Origin of the sequence: Roseateles agri, from assembly GCF_034043675.1 — a bacterium.
Taxonomy (GTDB): domain Bacteria; phylum Pseudomonadota; class Gammaproteobacteria; order Burkholderiales; family Burkholderiaceae_C; genus KK5.
The window spans coordinates 109,798-126,864 of the sequence record NZ_JAXCLA010000013.1 but is presented as its reverse complement, the minus strand read 5'-3'; the positions used below and the strand labels follow the sequence as shown (position 1 = coordinate 126,864).

Sequence of the window (17,067 nt, the reverse complement as noted above, 5' to 3'; positions counted from 1 at the left end):
TCAGGTGCCGCAGCGCATCGGCGAGTCACCGGATGCAAGGCCCGCCAGACGGCGCGTCCTCGCACCCGGAATCACTGGATCAGCGCTGCAGGATGGCCGGCAGCCAGCCCTTGTCCTGCAGCAGGCTCTCGGCCTTGCCGACGGCCTCGACCTTCTTCAGCTTCGCCAGGGCCTGGGCTTCGCCCGCCATGCCAGCCTGGGCCACCGCGTCAGCGATCTGCTGCTTCGAAACCTTGGACAGGAAGCCCGCACCGGTTGGCGTCCACCATTGCCGCATGTCCAGCTCCACGGCCTGGGCCAGGACGTCCGAGCAGTGCGGCTTGCCGTTGCTGCTGATGGCGTCGAGCGACAACACCGCGCACAGCGTGAGCAGCCCTTGCAAGGTGTCGCCGTCCATTGCCAATAGGCAGGGCAGCAGGTCAGCGGCCTCGGCGGGCAGCAGCTTGCGCGCCTGCTCCAGCGCCTGGGTCACCACGCCTTCGGCGCGGCTGCCCTCCAGGTCAGGAGCCCAGGTGTGCAGAGGCCCCTCGCAGTCGTCCGCCCGCAGGTGCAGCGGGCTGCGGCTCTCGTAGTAGGAGCCATGCCCATACACCAGGGCCGCCAGCAGCGGATGCAGGAGCGCCGCCGTGGCCTCGTGAGGACGGCCGAGCAGCACGGCCTGCAGCGCACGGGTCCGGTGCGAGGTCAGTTGCCTGCACAGGCGCTCGGACAAGCCCGAGGCCTTCGATTCGCCCGTGCCATCCTGCGCCGCCTCGCCGCCCTCGCCGCCATCATCTCCATGTGCAGCCTGCGCCTTGCTCGCTGCTCGACGTGCGGCGGCGAGATCGTCCTTGCGCAGTTTCCGCACCTGGACCGGCTTGCCCCGCTCGTCCACGTAGATCACAACACCGACCAGTGACCGGATCTCTGCCGGAACCTCCCGGCGGCTGTCGAGCAACTCGTTGCGTTGCGCGGTCAGCGCGGAACAGCGGGCCTCCAGCACCTGGATCTCGCCACCTCCGTCTGACTCGCGGTCCTCGCCGTCGTCCTCAGCTTCCTCGACGTCGGAGTCGTAGCACGCGTCCAACTGTTCCTGCGCCGACGACAGTTCCACATCGAGCTGCCGAAGCGCCTCGGCCTCGTCCACGGTCGGAACACGCAGCGCCGTCGGGGCCTCGGCGAAGCGTTCGCGCTCCAGGTAGCCGAAGACCGTGAATGTCTCGACCCAAGGCGCGCCCTTGCTCCTGGCCTTGGCGGCCAGCGCTTCCAGCTTCTCGCCGGCCAGCCGCATCATCAGCGTGGGATCCTGGACGTACTCCGGCTGGTTGCCAACTTCGGCGAACAGGTCCTGCAGCACCACGCCGCCCGCCGCCTGGTACGCCTTCATCCCGACGAACTTGACGACGGCGACGGAGATGCCCGCGCCGCCGATCAACGCGCGGAGGGCCCGGGGCGATCGGTTGTGCGCGGGCGTGCCTTTCCATGCGGCCTCCTGCACGGCGTGGTCATCCGTCAGCGCCAGCGCCATCAGCTGATCGAGCGTGATCCCCTCCTGGCGGAACAGGTCGAAGAGAACCGGCGACACACCGGCCAGCTTCAGGCGCCGCTGGACCGTCAGCGGAGACAGATGGAAGCAGACCGCCAACTCCTCGACGCCTGCACCGTCCCGCACCATGTCCGCGAACGCCTGGATCGTGTCGGCCGCACTCATCGCCCGGCGTCCCGAGTTCTCGGCCGCACTGACCGCCGTCGCCCGTTCGGCAGGGAAGACTGAGCAGAGGATTTCCTCGTCCAGCGAGATGCGCCCGCGCACGACCAGCCGCAACAGCGCGCGAAGCCTGCGCCCGCCAGCGATCACGCCGTGGGTGTACACCTGACCCTTGTCGCGGCTCCGGCTCTTGCCCTTGCCGCGCGTTTTCGGCTGAGCCTCGTAGATCAGCTTGTCGTAGGCGACGACCGACAGGTTCTGCAGCAGGCCCTGGGCATCGATCAGATCGGCCAGTTCCTCGATCTCTTCCTCGCTCGGCGGATCGTGCCGCACATTGCGCTCGTCGAGCCGCAGCGCGCCCAGCCGGATGTACTGCGGCACGCCCTCGCCTTCCTGCGCCCGCAGGGCAACCATTGCTCTTTGGTGAGGCTCGGGGGGGGGCGGGGGGAACGCCCGCCTTGCGGCTGCTGGCTTGTGAATGAAGTGTCCTTGCGCTCATGATGACCCCTTTCGTGGGTGGTGGTGGAAATTGCTCTCTGGAGCCGGCTCGGCGCCGGAAGAGCGCAAGGACGAAGCAGCGCAAGGGATCGCGCACAGGCCGCAGCCCGGCGCGCAGCGCAGGGACCGGGCGCGCACGAAGGCATCGCCGGCCCTTGCGCTGGGGCGGCCATGCGCTAGGTGTCGAAGAGAGCCGGAACCAGCGAGCGGTTTCCACCCCCGAAAGAGGGGCGCAAGGACGGGGTTTTCAGGAACGGGCCAGCAGCGGGCGGCCCCGCCCCACGGGCCGCCGCTCACGCCGCGCAGCGGCGCCGATCGGGTGTTGGGCCGGCAGGCCTGCCGGCCGCGGTCAGGATGCGGAGGGCTGCACCGCAGTCCTCGCGCAGCGAGGATGAGCGCTCCCGCGCGAACCCGCAGAACCCTGGTGCGAATGCGGAGCAGGAGCCGCCGCACAAAGGGAATTTGGATACTTGGTGAATCGCGGGTGAGCAAGAGCGAACAACCGAGTGCACCAGCGCACAGCTCTGTCGCCACCGTTCGATCGACCGCACCAGGCTCCGCGACAATGCCCCATGACCGAGATCATCTTGACTACCGCAGAGAGGGCCAGCCTCTACTTCATCCCACCCACAGTCGGCGGAAAAATCGTTCCCGAGGAGGTCCAGCAACGCCTGCAGGACAACGGCCTGATCACAGCCCCGCATGCCGACGGCCGGCGCCGACTAACGCAGTTGGGCGACAAGGTCCGGCTCGGATCCATCGAGGTGACCATCACGGACTGATCGAGAAGCGACGGACAGCACAACAGCCGCCAGCGTCAGTCGCGCACGAACGCAAGATGCCGCGACCCGATCCCCACGGCCCCAGAGCGCACCGCCGCGCCGCGGGCAGTGGCGGCCGCGCCTAGGATGGCGCGATGACCTACCCACAAGCACTCTTGATGAAAGCTTTCCGCCGCAAGCCATCCGGCCTCCCACATCGGGCGGCCGTCGCCGCCATGACCGCACTGGGTCTCCTGGCCAGCGCTTCGAACGCCCTGGCCTGGGGAGCAGACGGCCACCGACTGGTCGCCGAGATCGCCGAGTCGCTCCTGACCCCGCAGGCGCGCGCCGAAATCGATCGCCTGCTGAAGCTCGAAGAAGGCGCAACGCTCGTTTCGATCTCCACGTGGCCAGACGAAGTCCGTTCGCCGACGACGGCATCGTGGCACTACGTGAACTTCCCCCGAGATGGCAACTGCAGCTACGACGCATCCCGCGATTGCGCGAACGGCGCTTGCGTCGTGGGCGCCATCGAACGCCAGACCGCCATCCTCAAGTCGGACGCGGCCGACGAAAAGAGGCTTCTCGCGCTGAAGTACGTGACCCACTTCGTGGGCGACGTGCATCAACCCCTGCACGCAGGGTATGCCGACGACAAGGGCGGCAACACCTACCAGGTGCAATTCGCCGGGCGCGGCACGAACCTGCATTCGGTCTGGGACTCCGGCCTGATCCGGAACTGGCCGGGCGGACTCGAGGCGCTGCGGGCGGCGGTGCGAGCCAAAACAGGCGACCCGAAGGACGCGTTCGCACCGGACCGATGGGCAGAACAGTCCTGCCGCGTCGTCGCGGCGCCGGAGTTCTATCCCGAAGGGCACGTGCTCGACGGGGCCTATGCGACCCGTTGGGACCCGCTGGTCGTGGATCAGCTCGCCGCGGCCTCGCGCCGCTTGGCGACCGTCCTCAACACGCTGCCCGGCAGAAACTAGCGGTCAAGCCTCAACATTCACGGCGCCCCGGATCGACGCATCATTGAGCACCTGGATCGCGTCAGCGACATCGACCGATGCGATTGACCTTGCTGCGGCGGGTCGCTGATCAGGGAGAAAAGTCCATGGGCCATGCGATCGACCAACAGGTGGACGTGCCCGCGCCGGGCACAAGCGACACGGGTTGGTCCCGTCACCCCGTGAGGCTGGTAGCTGTCGCTGCGATCGCGACCCTTACCCTCCTCGTCGTCGGCGAGTCCGAGTGGTGGAACAAGGCACCGAAGAGCAGCTCTCCGGCCTTCCTCGTGTCGGCTGCGCCGAGCGGTGCCAAGAACCTGGTGGACCTGCGAGACGCGTGCGGCAATTCGATCCAAGTGGCCCCGGCGACCAACAGCGAAGCGCTCGTCCGGTGCGGCGCCTGGTGGCCGGCACGCACCGTCTGGCGCGTGCCGAGTTACTACGTGACGCCGACGCTTCCGGGCTAGGCGTCTGCCTTGATCGCCACCAACACGACTACTTCGACGCTGGCGTCGGGAAACTCGTTGAACAGGATCGGCCTGTTCGCCAGGCGAATCGTCGCGCGCAGCGCGGCGAAGTGAGCGAGCCTTCCGCGGGCACCAGAACGGACGTCTTGACGATTCGAGAAGGGCAAGACCACCCGAAACGAGGGGAGCCGATGCGCCTGAACAGCTCATTCCCCCTAGACTGCAAGTGCCCTGAGGGGCCCTGCTTTTCCTCCCTGAGCAGGAGTCTCAACGTGATGACAGCGTCGAGACTTTGTGCGGCTCAGCCTCTCGGCTGGGCCGCTTTTTTAATGAAGCTCCGGCTGTTCAGACCGCCTCCGCGCTACGGGATTCGTCAACCGCACGAAGGCATACCGCAGCTCGTTCGAGCTCCGATTCAGGATTTGGAGCGCGCCGCCAACGAATCCATCGGACTGCGCAAGCCGTCGCCGCCTACCTTTGGCACATGGGTGTGGGTCATGATCGTGGCGACATCGGCATAGACGAGCAAGTCCTGCGCCGTACGGATGCGCGACCGACGCAATGGATACCTTGTGATCTTGTAGGCGTTGAGGCCACCGCCGCAACTTACGGCCTGTCGACGTTCTATGCAGTTCGTCGGATTGCCTGCGCGACCGATCGCAAGCTGCTGGCGCATCGGGGGTGTCAGGCCCGAAAGTGCCGCCACCGTCAGACCTCTGCCACGAAAGTGCCCCGTGACAAAAGCAACCACCTTCCGCCTCGCCTCCTGCGCCGCCACCACGGCAGTCACCGCAAGCCTGCCGGTAGGTGTGGCCGCCCTCTCCCACGCCAGCGCCCGTTCCGCCACCATACCCGCACCGGCCGGGGTTGCTGCTCAGGCGTGAAGCGGCCGTCAACCGCGCACGCCGCTTTGGGTGCCGTTCGAGCTCGACCTCGCCCATTCGCCACTGCACTACATACCAAGTTGATTGACCTGGAGGAGAAGACATGCGCGAGTGGGTCTGCGCGGCTCTGAGTGCCGTCCTGTTCTATTTCTCGCAAGGCTTAGCCGACGCCTGGCTGCTCACCTGGATTGCACCCGCTCCTCTGTTGTGGCTGGCCTTCGGCAACACGCCGGCTTGGCGTTTGGCCCTGGCGAGTTTCGTCGCCTATCTCGCGGGCCAGATCTACATCCCGCAGTGCTACGGCGATGCACCACCCTTGGCGATTGCGATCATTTTTGGTCTGCGCCCGATCCTGTTCCCTTTCGCCATCCTGTTCGCCCGTCTCGTGCAGCGAGGCTGCGGCTCCTTCGCCGCCCTCCTCGCGTTCCCTGCCTGCTGGACCGCCGCGGACTACGTCGTGAGCCTGCTGTCGCGGCACGGTACCTATGGATCGATCGCCTACAGCGAGATGTCAGCGCCCCTGGTCCTCCAGAGCGCGTCCCTGTTCGGGATGTACAGCGTCACCTTCATCCTCTGCTTGTTTGCCAGCGCGCTGGCGCTTGCTGCACGGGGCGGCCGGACCGCATTCGCGGCGGCGGGCGCAGGGGTTGCGCTGTGCGCCGTTGATATTACGTTCGGAGCCGCAAGGCTGCTCGAACCGCAGTCGAGCGTCGTTCGCGTCGCCGCCCTGGCCGAGACGCGTTTCGCCGACCAGGATGATGTCTTGGGTCTGAACGTGGATGCATCCACTGCGTTGGCTTCGGCTGCCCGGGAGCTCGGCGGGCGCGGCGCCAAGCTGTTGGTGGCGCCGGAGGAGAGCTTGGCGACCAGACGCGCATGGCGCCAGGAGGTCTTCGCACCCCTGCAGACGACATCGGCACAGACGGGGGCCAAGATCGTGGCAGGATTCCACGAGCGTGCACCGTTCGGCGATATCGCCACGGCTTTCTCGCCCGATGGAAGCTGGCGCGTTTACGCCAAGCGTCACCTGCTGCAGCCGATAGAGTCTCAATTCACTCCGGGGGACGCACCCGGCGTCCTGGGTGGAGGTATGGCCATGGAGATCTGCAAAGACATGGATTTCCCGGAGACGATCCGTCAGGACGCGCGGACCGGACTAACGCTGGTGGCGGTTCCCGCCTGGGATTTCGGCACGGACGCCTGGCTGCACGCCCGGCCTGCGATCATGCGCGGCGTCGAGAACGGCTTCGCCGTGGTGCGCGCGGCCAATAATGGCCTCTTGACCGCTAGCGATGCTCAGGGGCGGCTGATCGCGAGGAAGGCCGTAGACACTGATCAATTGGTCTGGATCCAAGCCGATCTTTCCCTCGGACCGGGTCCCACGCTCTACACCCGGATAGGCGATGTCTTTCCCTGGACGTGCCTAGCCCTGACGTTCGTGCTGGCCGCGGCCTGTCGCGTCGGACTGAAGTCTCGGTCCGCGAAGGCGAAGATATGAAACTGGCAAACTCAGCTGCGTTCGTCCCGGGTCTGATCGCTTGCACGTTAAACGCATGGGACTGTGCAACGGACATTGCAGCGGTCCGGCACCGAGATTGCATTGCATCGTATGCGGCTGGCCAGCCTCGTCGGAACGAGGGTCCGCTACTTCTGTCTGGGATTCAGGTCTGATACGGGCCTGCCTCAGCCGCCTCGTTGTGCTGCGGGCCGCGGTTCGCGCCAATGCCTGCGATTCGAACCACACTTCCTATCGGGAAGCTTGGGCAGAAGCTTCCTGTCGGATCGTCTCGGTGCCGTGCATTCATCCCGAGGATCACGTGCTCGGCGAGGTCAACGCCACGCGCATGGATTCTCCGGTCGTGGTCCAACTGACAGTCACGGCGCGCGATTTGTCCACCGTGCTCAACACGTCGCTTCGTGGCAACTAGCCAGCGGCGCATGTGAGGCGTCGGTCGCGACAGCAACGCGGCGACCGGTGACGCGTTTACCGCGCCTTCGGCGCCGATTCGGCAGCGCGGAAGGAACATTCTTCCCTTGCGAGCGAACTCTCCCTCGCAATCTAGCCGTCCGCCCTCTACATTGCCGACTACGCTCCACGCCCTCGGTGAGGATGATGAAGGCCCCCATGCAGCTGCTTGTTCTATCCCTCGGCATCGTCCTGATGTTCTCATCGAGAACCGCTCTCGCGGGCGACACGGCGGCGGACTGTTCCGCGACACAGGGCTTGCAAGCCCTCGTGTGCGGCGATCCGGAGCTCGCAGACGACGAACGCATGCTTGTCGACGCCTTCGCCAGCGCCCAGCGGAAGGCAGGCGAGGGATTGGCTGCCCTGAAAAGCGAACAGCGTACCTGGAGCGCCACACGCGAGCGCTGCCTATCCGATGCCCTGCCGTGGGAATGCGTACGCGACCACACCGTCAGGCGCACCGCGGCACTGCAGGCACGCTTTCGGCTCGTCGATGCATCCGGCCAGGCGACATTCGTCTGCGATTCAGCGACCCGTGATCTGCTAAAACTGGAGTTCTTCCCCACGGGGTCCTTCACCGAAACCGCAATCGCAAGGCGCGGTGGCATGGACGTCGTGTTGTGGCTCGCGCCCAGTGCAAGCGGCTCGCGCTACGTCGCCCCCGGGATCCAGGTCTGGCTGGCGCATGGCGAGGCGCTGGTTCGCTGGGGAAAGGGTTCGGCCCAGCGCGTTTGTCGGACCCCATAAGCCGCCAGCGGACGGAACTCTGCGTTGGCTGGCCTTTCAGCCTCTTGGCCGCATGAGCTGAGCACCGTATGCCACCGATGACGCGCGTGTCGCGTCGAACGATCATGACCTTGCAGAGCGATCCACCCACGCTACAGCCCAAGTCACTCCAAGTTCCCACGCTGCCTTCACCTACTCGATGAGAGTCCTTGACACAACAGCGGCGAGGCAAGTGGCTCCACGAAGCTTCGTCAAATTGGCATCCCAGCTCGCCTGAGCGCGGACTAAATTATTGGCACCGGCTGCGTCGCAGCAGCGATTCATAACCAACGCCGTAGATTTCAATTTGCAAACCCGTCTCGACTTTCGCGAAGCCTCACCCGAAGCCGTCAAGGCGCTCATCGCGCTTGAGGTGGCCAGTTCCAGCCTGGGCCTCGACGCTGACCTACTGAATCTCATCAAGCTGCGGGCATCGCAGGTGAATGGCTGTGCATTCTGTATCGATCTTCACAGCGCCGACCTGCGCAAGAGTAGCGAAGGCGAACGCCGCATCGCCGGCACGGTTGCATGGCGGGAGACGCCATTCTTCAGCGACCGCGAGCGCGCCGCACTGGCGTGGACGGAAGCCGTGACGCTGGTCGCCAGCACGCACGTCCCTGACGACGTCTATCTCGAGGTCTCCAAGCACTTCGAACCGGCCGAATTGGTGGAACTCACTTTGGCGATTTCAACCATCAATGCGTGGAATCGGATGGCCGTGAGCTTCCGCAAGATGCCCGCGGCGTGACCCCTCGCCGGCGGCAAGGCTCGCAGACACAATGCAGGCGCAGACCTGAACCGTTGCCCGACGGAAAGATCGGGATGAGAGCTCCCCCGATCCGGCCATCGGCTCGCGCGACTGGCGAAAGTCCCTGAGCGGCCCATCACCCGATAGCGGTACCGCACGGAGAGGTCTTTGGCCCAGGCTTCTTTCGATGCGGAGCGGCGCACCGGCATGGACGGGCAAACAAGGAAGGACAAAAGACGGTGGAGGAGACAAACACCGACCGTCACTATTTGTCTCGCCGCAGGAGCCGCGGCAGTACGTCGGAACAGCTACTTGCGACCTTCGGCTCCCACTCTATGTTCCCTCCTTCATGGGAGTCGAATTCGCCCGGCCCTACGCTGGGCATTTTTTTTATCGGTCTTGCGGCTCCAGGAGCGGCCAGTAAATTGCTGCATCGCGGCATTCCGACGGATCAGGATCTGTCCTCGCAACCCGACAAGGCAACTCCCGTCATGAAGGACGCCTCCTGGATCAGAAGCTGTGGCGGACGCCAGCGACGAACTCTGCCAAACTGCGGTTGCCCGTATCGGTCAGGTCCTTTGAGACGGCGCCCGCTGCGCGGTCCAGGGGGCTAGCTCAATGCGGCGGGCCGCTCAGCAATGTCGCGTCGTGTCGGGCCAAATGGGAAAGGCGCTCGCGCAGCAGGAACTCCTGTGCCATCACAGCAGGAACGGGGCGACCGTAAAGGTAGCCCTGGATGGCGTCACATCCGAGTTGCACAAGCTGATGCATCTGCTCTTCGGTCTCGACACCCTCGGCGATGACACGCAAGTTCAACTGATGGCCAAGCGTGATCATCGCTCGTACGATGTTTTCGGCATTGCGTTTGGCCGCCGCATCGTCGCCACGCGACAGTTCGCGAACGAATGACTGGTCGATCTTGAGCTTGTCTAGCGGAAAGCGCTGCAGATAGGCCAGGCTGGAATAGCCGGTGCCGAAGTCGTCGATCGCCAGTGCCAGGCCCATGCCACGCAGGCGCTGCAAGAGCTGCAGCACCTGGTCGGGGTTGTGCATGGCTGCACTTTCGGTGAGTTCGAGCTCGATGTGCGTGGGGTTAACCTCAGATCTGCGCAGGGACTGCTCGATGGACTCGATGAACTGAGTCTTGCGGAACTGCCGCATCGACAGATTCACGGCCACCGTCACGGGCAGTCCCTGGTGCATGTTCGGCTCGTTCCATCGCCGGGCCTGGCGACAAGCCTCTTCCAAGATCCAATCGCCGATCGGGATGATCAGTCCGCTTTCCTCGGCAATAGGGATGAAGTCGGCCGGCGAGACCAGCCGGCCCGACCGCCGCCAGCGAACGAGCGCCTCGAAGCCCGAAAGTCGCCCGGTCGGAAGATCGAGCTGAGGCTGGTAGAACAGCTCGAGTTCCTCCCGCTCGAGGGCGTGCCGGAGATCGGTTTCCATATCCAGCCGCGCAAGCGACAGCGTCTGCAGCATCGACGAATACCCGACCACACTGCCGCCGCCGATGCGCATCGCCGACTGCAACGCCGCTCCGGCACGTCGTAGCAAGGGCTCGCCTTGCGCCTCGCCGCTGTCCTCGCAGGCATAGCCCAGGGTCAGGTCGATGAAAACCTCATGGCCATCGAGTATGAACGCCTCGGCCATCTGCCGCCGGAGCTGCTCGACCGCATAGTCGGCGCAACTCTCCAGCGAATCCCGCTCGAAGAGCAAGGCCACCGTCGGACCATCCAGGCTAAAGGCCTGACCCTCGAAATCCGCAGCGACCTTGATCAGTCGCTGAGCCAGTGCCTGCAATAGTTCGTCGCCGCGCGCATGCCCCAGCCCGCCGACGATGCGATCAAAGCGGTCGACCAGTCCGAGCACCAGTACCTTGCCGCTGCTGCCGCGGGCGCCGAGCCGGTGCTCCAGAGCGCGTCGGTGAGCAAGGCCGGTCAGCGGATCGTGCGCGGCCTGGAACGCGAGTCGCCCCTCGGAATTGAAGCGGGCGCGAGCGTGGTAAAGCATGAAACCCGAGGTGAGCACGGTCAGGCCAGCGAAGCCGAAGATGAGCAGAGTTATCTTGTCGATAGCGGCAACGGTGCGGTCACTTCCCCTGTACAGGTTGGTCTCGAGCTCGCGCCTTGTGACGGACAACTCCTCCTGCAGCGCCTTCACCACGGCGTTGAGTTGCATCAGGATCTCGCGCGGGTGCGCCGTCCGCCGCAAGGCCTCACGGTCCACCCGCTTGAACTCATCGGCGAGCTGCGCCAGCTCGACGACGTTGCCATTAACAGGTGCCAGTTGGCCGGTGGCATTCAGCGGCACCACCAGTTGCTCGAAGAGGCGGATGAGCTGTAGGCGTGCCTGCATCTCTCCAACGAGAAAGTCATCGCGGTCGATGGATCCGGCAAAGTAGTTGTTGAGAATGAGCTGATGCCTCAGCAAAGCGGCTTCCAGGTCGGCGAGTTGGCGCAGCTCCGGCACCTGTTCTCGCAGCAGCGGTGTCGCGCTGCGCCGGATGTCTGCGCTGGACCAAGCCATCACCAAGGAAAGGATGATGCCGATCGTGATCAGCGAGCCGAGCAGCGAGTACACCAGCCGCCGATAGCGGCGACTTACCACCGGCAGCGTGCCGTGGGAGCCAATCGGATCCGCTGCGTGCGGGATCGCGACAGACCGAATCGGTTGCACGTTCAGCCCTTCATGCGGGAACCTGCCGGCGTCGTCCGGAAAACCGACACGGCCTGGCTGAGACTTCGGGCCTGACCGAGCAATTCAACAGCTGTCGTGGAACCTTGCACCACAAGCGACGCATTCTGCTGGGTCGCATCGTCCAACTGCGCAACGACCTCACCGACCTGCTGGATGCTATCGGACTGCAAGGCACTCGCCGTGCTGATCTCCCTGAGCAAATGATGCACATGCCGAACTTCGGCAACGATGCGGTCCATGGTCTGGCCCGCTTGTAGCACGGCGGATTCGCCGGACTCGACAACGGCGGCCTCATGCGCGACCAGGCGGCGGATCTGCCCCGCAGCGTCGGCACTGCGCTTGGCGAGGACGCGGACCTCCGCCGCTACGACGGCGAAGCCACGTCCGAGCTGTCCCGCTCGCGCCGCCTCTACCGAGGCGTTGAGCGCCAGCAGATTGGTCTGAAAGGCCAGCGCATCGATGGAGCCCAGGATGTCGTTGATGCGGCTGGCTCCGGTGGAGATCTCACCCATCTCAACGACCACGCGCTGCATGGCAGAACCACCAGCCTCCGCCACCGATGAGGCAGAGGCGGCCAGTTGAGCGGCCTGACCTGCGGCGAGCGCATTGCGCTGGACCATCGACGTCAGTTGCTCCATCGTAGCGGCCGTCTCCTGAAGGTTGACGGCCTGACGCTCAGTGCGTTCGCTGAGGTGTGCATTCCCGTCTGCCAGTTGCTCGGATTGCGTCGCGATGGCCTCCGAGCTGCTGCGCACGGCCTGCACCAGATCCTGCAGCTCGTCCGTCATCGTCTGGAGCGCGAGCAACAGACGGCCGGTCTCGTCCGATTGGGTCTCGATCTCGAGCCGCCTGAGATCTCCACGTGCGACCTGCTCGGCAATGCCCACCGCGCGCTCGATCGGTCGGGTAATCGACAGGCTGATCAGCGATGCAAGCACCAGCGATGCCACGACCGCGACAAGCAGCAGCACATAGAACAGCCACCGGGTTGCGCTGTGGATTCGCTCGCCCTCCTCGACCACCTCATGCAGATACTTGAACTGAGTGACCTTCAGTGCTTCCAGCGAGGTCATGTAGCGCAGTTGGGCATCCCGCACCGGACCGATCAGGTACTCCGTCGCGGCAACACGGCGGTCCTTGTCCCGCACCATTTCTGCAAGGCGCGCATGCAGGGGCAGATAGGCGTCAAAGCCCTGTCGCAGCGCTACGAGGCTGCGCTTGGCTTCAGCGGAGTTGTCCTTGGCGGACTCCAGCTGCGCCAGCGTGCCCTCGAACTCGCGGCGCTGTTGATCGGCCTCTCCGAGCACCTCGCCCACTTTGGCTTCGTCCGTAAACAGTAGCGCGTTGCGCAGATCCCGTGCCACGAGGTTGGCGCGCTCGTCCAGAACGGAGATCCGTGTGAGGGTCGGCAAGACCGAGGCGTCTACCCGACTCAGACTTGTGTTGATTGCCTCCAGTCGCTGTAGGGCGATCACGATGCAACAGGCCGTAATCCCTGTCAGTATGAAGAACGCGGAGTTCAGACGAGATCGGATGGACATTCGGCCGAGCATGGTCATGGCAGATGCACCGAGGTGAATTGCGAGTGGGTCGAAGTATGGAAAGCGGCTTCGTGGACGACTTGAAGGAAGGAACCGCGAATGGACGGAATGTGGCGCGATCTCGCATTTGACCCACGAGGTCGTAGCTCGCGTCACCAGGCCAGAAATCCCTGCGGATTCTTGGTGATAGCCACCGAGGCCATCCACGCGACCGTGACCAGGGCACCTGCGAAGGCTCCTTTGCGCAGCATTCTGGGCAATCCCCGCCGCAAGGTGATGCCGCCCAGTCCGATGTATGCCAGCAGAGCCAGCAACTTCACCAGCAGCCAAGTCTCGCGCAGCTGCTCGCCATCACGCAGCCCTATCAGCACCAGGGCGGATGCGAAAAGAACGGTGTCGATGAGGTGGGGCAAGGAGCGCGCGATGCGACCATGTACCCAGGCCGCCCCGCTCAGCGACGCTGCGCCACGGACCGCGAACCCCGCCACCGACACCAGGACCGCGCTCTGATGGACCAGCCTGACGGTCTCGTAGTCCATTCATCGGCCCCTGTTCACACGGTCGAACAATTGCATCACGCGTCTCTTCGCCAGGGCTGACACATTGTCCGCAGCGCCGATGCATCGGCGATTGCGTCAATCGCATGCGCATCGTCCCGCACCAGATGAATGAGCCCGCCCGGTCCGATCAGGTGAGTACCGTCGTGAGTGTGAACCACTAGGATTTCCTCGATACGCAGGCTCGTCATCTCGCCATCCACCCGGCGCTCAGGGAGCCGTTGTTCCGCGCACGCCACCAAGCGGATCAGCCCCAGCTGCTTTGCCTGAAGAATCACGTACGTCTTCGTTATGGCGATCCGGTCGCCACGCCGGTTGACTAGGATCGGATTTCAAGTGGGTGTGGGAGCAATGGCACAAACAGCCTCTGTGCAATGTCTAGGCGAGAGCTGTTGATGACGGCGTCCGCGTGGACACGCCTCTACCTCGGAATTGCGGAGAACGCGGCACATGCTTCGCTCATTCGCCGAGATGCTTGCCCCTTGCCGCCTGCACGACAGCATTCGAATCGTGCGATATGCGACGCGCCGGAGAGTCATATTCCAGCACCGCATTCGGCATCACGAACCATTCCAGGATTGCCCAATCGTCGAGCGTCCCCTCGAACTGGGCACGAACTTCCCTCATCGCTGAAATGGGCTCAAGGCTGGGCCGCTCGAACTGGAACAGCGGCACCATGATCTCGGTGCACCAGTTCACGCTCAGCACGCGCCGATGGACGATCCAATGTGCCAGAAGCGGCACGGGCTGCCCGAACCGGGTCAGAAGCAGCTTGCTGAATGCCTCTGCACGCAGCAGCCCGCCGACGGGCACCGTGGCGTCCACCACAGCCTGTCGGCGCTCGGCCAGTTCCCGTCGCGACGCCACGCCAGCTGGTGGACTCGAGTAAGCGTGTAGGACCGAGGTGGACAAGCCAGCAAAGCCGGCGCCCTGCTCTTGATCGACGGAAGAGAGCTTCATGGCGACTCAGCGTACCAAGGTAGCCTTCCCGGCGCTTGCAACGAATCGCCTCGACTGGCTCGGTCTTGATACTGAATGATGATCTCAGGTAGTAAAAATAGCTCTCATTGCCATCACTTCCACCTTCATCTATCCCATGACTGCCCGCAAGTCAGCCGCAGTGGGAACGCGAAAGTCTCACTACAGACAGATGCCAGCGATCCCGACGAATCGCATCCTGACGTGCCAACTGCTCGCACGTCCAGATGAAAGTCCGATACATATCCCAACTCCTGCACATGACCATCTGCGCGGCGTTCGGCCTCACGTCGCCTCTGGCTTGCGCCGAACAACCCTCACAACGGATTGAGGGCGCATTTCTGCAGGTCGGCGAAGCCTCTCACACCCTGTCGGTCACCGCAGGGATCTACTGGAAGTTATCGTGGCATACCGACTGGCATGGAACGTCTCTTGAAACCTATGTGGAGACATCGCTCGGACGATGGCATATTCGCGAGGACGGCGCGACGCACAGCCCCTGGATCAGCCAGGTAGGCGTCACGCCGGTGCTGCGCGTCAACTTCGGTGGCGAGAGCCAAGCATGGTTTTCCGAGTTGGGCATAGGCGCCAATGTCCTCGCCCCGCTATTCAGAGAAAACGATCGACGCTTCAGCACGACTTTCAACTTCGGTGATCACGTTGCCATAGGACGACATCTCGACGAGGAGAACGATCTGGTCCTCAGGCTACAGCACTATTCAAACGGCGGCATCAAGCATCCGAATCCTGGAGTGAACTTCCTCCAGCTCCGCTGGATGCGCCGCTTTTAGCAAACTGGCAAGATCAGTCTACCGGTCGGCGCTGGCGCAGCAAGGCGACTGCTCGCACCACCATGTCGAAAGCGGAGCGCAGTAGCAGTGAGCCGACCACCAGATTGGCAAAGCCAAAAGTCAGAAGGCCCACGGTACGTGCCGGATCGCTCCCGAGCAATATCAGTTTGCAGCCGCAGACGGCAGATGACGCCACGCCGAATGTGTAGGACCAATAGGCAGATGAATAGCTCTCGGCGAGTAGCCAGCGATACAGCCGCAGGCCGACCATCATCTGGAACAGCGAATAGCCCCACAGCATCAGAATGATGGCCGGAGGGATGTCGGGCTTCAGGAGCAGGAGAGCAGTCCCGCCCACCACGGGTGGGGCGAACTGAATCCCTACGGTTGGCATTGCGGACCGTGAATGAGCTGCGTGCCAAATGCGCTGTAGAACCAAAGACTCCATGCTCAGCCAGGCGAATACCCCCGCACCAAAGAACAGCCAGCCCCAGTCCGGGAGGCCATAGCTACCCAGGAAGCCGGCACCGGTGAAATTCCCAGCCACGGACGGCAGGTACAAGGTCGGCGCGATGTCGCCGGACTGGAGGCCACCGCGCCACATGGTGCCCGTGTGCCAGAGCGAGAAACAAAGATGCCAAGCCAAGCCCGCAACTCCGATCCAGGCGCCGACATGCGGCGCGTCGGCACGAGCTGAGATTGCAATCAGGAGCGTCGAGATACCTACCAATGCCGGTGTCCCGCCAGTGATCGGATGCCTCAGTTCCTCGAGCACGGCTGGCCAATCCCGGAGTGCCTGAAACCCATACTGTAGAAGCAGGCCAACCCATGTGGTCACCGCCAGCACCAGCAGGGCCGTGCCGATCTCGAATGGCAACAGCCAGATCCTTGCGGCGAGCCTCCATGCCATTCCCAGGCCGCAGATGCCCAGTACGCTCCCGAACAGAGAGGCCGCAGCATATCGACCAGTTGCGCGTCTGCCGGCGTCAGATATTTTGTTCATAGGATTTCGACGATGCCCTTCGACACGCCGCACAGTCCGGTGAGCAACAGAGGTCTTGCCGCGCCAGCGAGTCTCATCACGCGCAGCAATCACGGCTCTCTGGTGAGGCTAGCGGTCCAAGGACTCGCAACCATCCGCACCAAGTCGCAGCTTCAGCTGGCACCTTTGACAGAGGCACATCCGTGAGGGCGCGGCTCCCTCAGTCCACTGGCCACACTGCACACTACTTTGGATAGAGGTCGCCAGTTCAAGAGCCAGGCACCATGACGGAACCTCCGCATCCCGTCCTGTAGTTCCAGATGTGCCCTTCGGCCTCGAGCGAAATCTGTCAAGAACGAAAACCCAGGACTTCCCCACGCGGGAATTTGCGCTGCTAGTTCTTGCCGGGTCAGCCACAGAGGACAAGGTTCGCGCATAGCAGTTCACCAAGCATGAGTCCCAAATCTGCAAAGCCAGGGCTGCGCAAGGTCTATCTCGGACCCGCAGCGGTCCGCTGTGAAGTCTGTGGCACCAGCCTGAGCAGGGAGTCGGCCATCGCACCGGAGGCTACGAGCGATAGGGTCTTTCTCTGTGGTACTAGCTGTTATGAGACTTGGCGGACCACAACCTCGGTGTCCCGTCGCCTGGCAGCGGATGGCGACGACCTTGAGTTCAAGGAATGCTAGCGCCGCTCTCTGCTCAGCTCGCTCGACTCCGCGCGATTCATACCCGATG

General features: G+C 63.9%; 15 protein-coding genes. 7 read left to right on the top strand and 8 right to left on the bottom strand.

The features are described from left to right. Positions 1-79 precede the first annotated feature (79 nt). Entirely contained in the window at positions 80-2,101 is a 2,022-nt protein-coding gene (locus SNE35_RS31630) for a ParB/RepB/Spo0J family partition protein (protein WP_320427058.1), read from the bottom strand. Positions 2,102-2,757: 656 nt separating this feature from the next. Between SNE35_RS31630 and SNE35_RS31625 the strand changes: the two genes are divergently transcribed. The 3 genes from SNE35_RS31625 to SNE35_RS31615 all read left to right on the top strand — a co-directional run bounded on the left by SNE35_RS31625 (position 2,758) and on the right by SNE35_RS31615 (position 4,420). Then, complete coding sequence (locus tag SNE35_RS31625) at positions 2,758-2,967, top strand: hypothetical protein (RefSeq protein WP_320427057.1); 210 nt, start codon at positions 2,758-2,760, stop codon at positions 2,965-2,967. Between the two features lie 158 nt (positions 2,968-3,125). Continuing rightward, the gene (locus SNE35_RS31620) at positions 3,126-3,935 is read left to right on the top strand and encodes a S1/P1 nuclease (RefSeq protein WP_320427056.1); all 810 of its coding nucleotides are present in this window, start codon (positions 3,126-3,128) and stop codon (positions 3,933-3,935) included. A gap of 125 nt (positions 3,936-4,060) precedes the next feature. Then, positions 4,061-4,420 (top strand): hypothetical protein, encoded by a 360-nt coding sequence (locus tag SNE35_RS31615; RefSeq protein WP_320427055.1) that lies wholly within the window; start codon positions 4,061-4,063, stop codon positions 4,418-4,420. A 415-nt stretch (positions 4,421-4,835) separates the two neighbouring features. Here SNE35_RS31615 and SNE35_RS32050 read toward each other — a convergent pair whose 3' ends face one another. Continuing rightward, complete coding sequence (locus tag SNE35_RS32050; RefSeq protein ID WP_348539334.1) at positions 4,836-5,126, bottom strand: hypothetical protein; 291 nt, start codon at positions 5,124-5,126, stop codon at positions 4,836-4,838. A 281-nt stretch (positions 5,127-5,407) separates the two neighbouring features. On the opposite strand from SNE35_RS32050, the gene SNE35_RS31605 reads away from it, so the two are divergent. The 3 genes from SNE35_RS31605 to SNE35_RS31595 all read left to right on the top strand — a co-directional run bounded on the left by SNE35_RS31605 (position 5,408) and on the right by SNE35_RS31595 (position 8,783). Next, positions 5,408-6,802, top strand: a complete 1,395-nt coding sequence (locus SNE35_RS31605) for a nitrilase-related carbon-nitrogen hydrolase (RefSeq protein ID WP_320427054.1) — start codon at positions 5,408-5,410, stop codon at positions 6,800-6,802. A gap of 627 nt (positions 6,803-7,429) precedes the next feature. Further along, the gene (locus tag SNE35_RS31600) at positions 7,430-8,017 is read left to right on the top strand and encodes an MliC family protein (protein ID WP_320427053.1); all 588 of its coding nucleotides are present in this window, start codon (positions 7,430-7,432) and stop codon (positions 8,015-8,017) included. 325 nt (positions 8,018-8,342) lie between these two features. Further along, positions 8,343-8,783 (top strand): carboxymuconolactone decarboxylase family protein, encoded by a 441-nt coding sequence (locus SNE35_RS31595; RefSeq protein ID WP_320427052.1) that lies wholly within the window; start codon positions 8,343-8,345, stop codon positions 8,781-8,783. Between the two features lie 615 nt (positions 8,784-9,398). Here the strand turns inward: SNE35_RS31595 and SNE35_RS31590 are convergent. The 5 genes from SNE35_RS31590 to SNE35_RS31570 all read right to left on the bottom strand — a co-directional run bounded on the left by SNE35_RS31590 (position 9,399) and on the right by SNE35_RS31570 (position 14,541). Continuing rightward, positions 9,399-11,462, bottom strand: a complete 2,064-nt coding sequence (locus tag SNE35_RS31590; RefSeq protein WP_320427051.1) for a putative bifunctional diguanylate cyclase/phosphodiesterase — start codon at positions 11,460-11,462, stop codon at positions 9,399-9,401. Between the two features lie 2 nt (positions 11,463-11,464). Continuing rightward, positions 11,465-13,042 carry a methyl-accepting chemotaxis protein gene (locus SNE35_RS31585; protein ID WP_320427050.1) on the bottom strand — a complete coding sequence of 526 codons (1,578 nt, stop codon included), beginning with the start codon at positions 13,040-13,042 and terminating at the stop codon, positions 11,465-11,467. A 134-nt stretch (positions 13,043-13,176) separates the two neighbouring features. Then, positions 13,177-13,563, bottom strand: coding sequence for a SirB2 family protein (locus tag SNE35_RS31580; protein ID WP_320427049.1), 387 nt, complete (start codon positions 13,561-13,563; stop codon positions 13,177-13,179). Positions 13,564-13,598: 35 nt separating this feature from the next. Beyond that, positions 13,599-13,859 (bottom strand): cupin, encoded by a 261-nt coding sequence (locus SNE35_RS31575; protein ID WP_320427048.1) that lies wholly within the window; start codon positions 13,857-13,859, stop codon positions 13,599-13,601. A gap of 181 nt (positions 13,860-14,040) precedes the next feature. After that, the gene (locus SNE35_RS31570; RefSeq protein ID WP_320427047.1) at positions 14,041-14,541 is read right to left on the bottom strand and encodes a hypothetical protein; all 501 of its coding nucleotides are present in this window, start codon (positions 14,539-14,541) and stop codon (positions 14,041-14,043) included. 278 nt (positions 14,542-14,819) lie between these two features. Here SNE35_RS31570 and SNE35_RS31565 point away from each other — a divergent pair, with 278 nt between their 5' ends. Then, complete coding sequence (locus tag SNE35_RS31565; protein WP_320427046.1) at positions 14,820-15,350, top strand: acyloxyacyl hydrolase; 531 nt, start codon at positions 14,820-14,822, stop codon at positions 15,348-15,350. Between the two features lie 13 nt (positions 15,351-15,363). Here SNE35_RS31565 and SNE35_RS31560 read toward each other — a convergent pair whose 3' ends face one another. After that, positions 15,364-16,353 (bottom strand): SLAC1 family transporter, encoded by a 990-nt coding sequence (locus tag SNE35_RS31560; protein WP_320427076.1) that lies wholly within the window; start codon positions 16,351-16,353, stop codon positions 15,364-15,366. Positions 16,354-17,067: the final 714 nt, after the last annotated feature.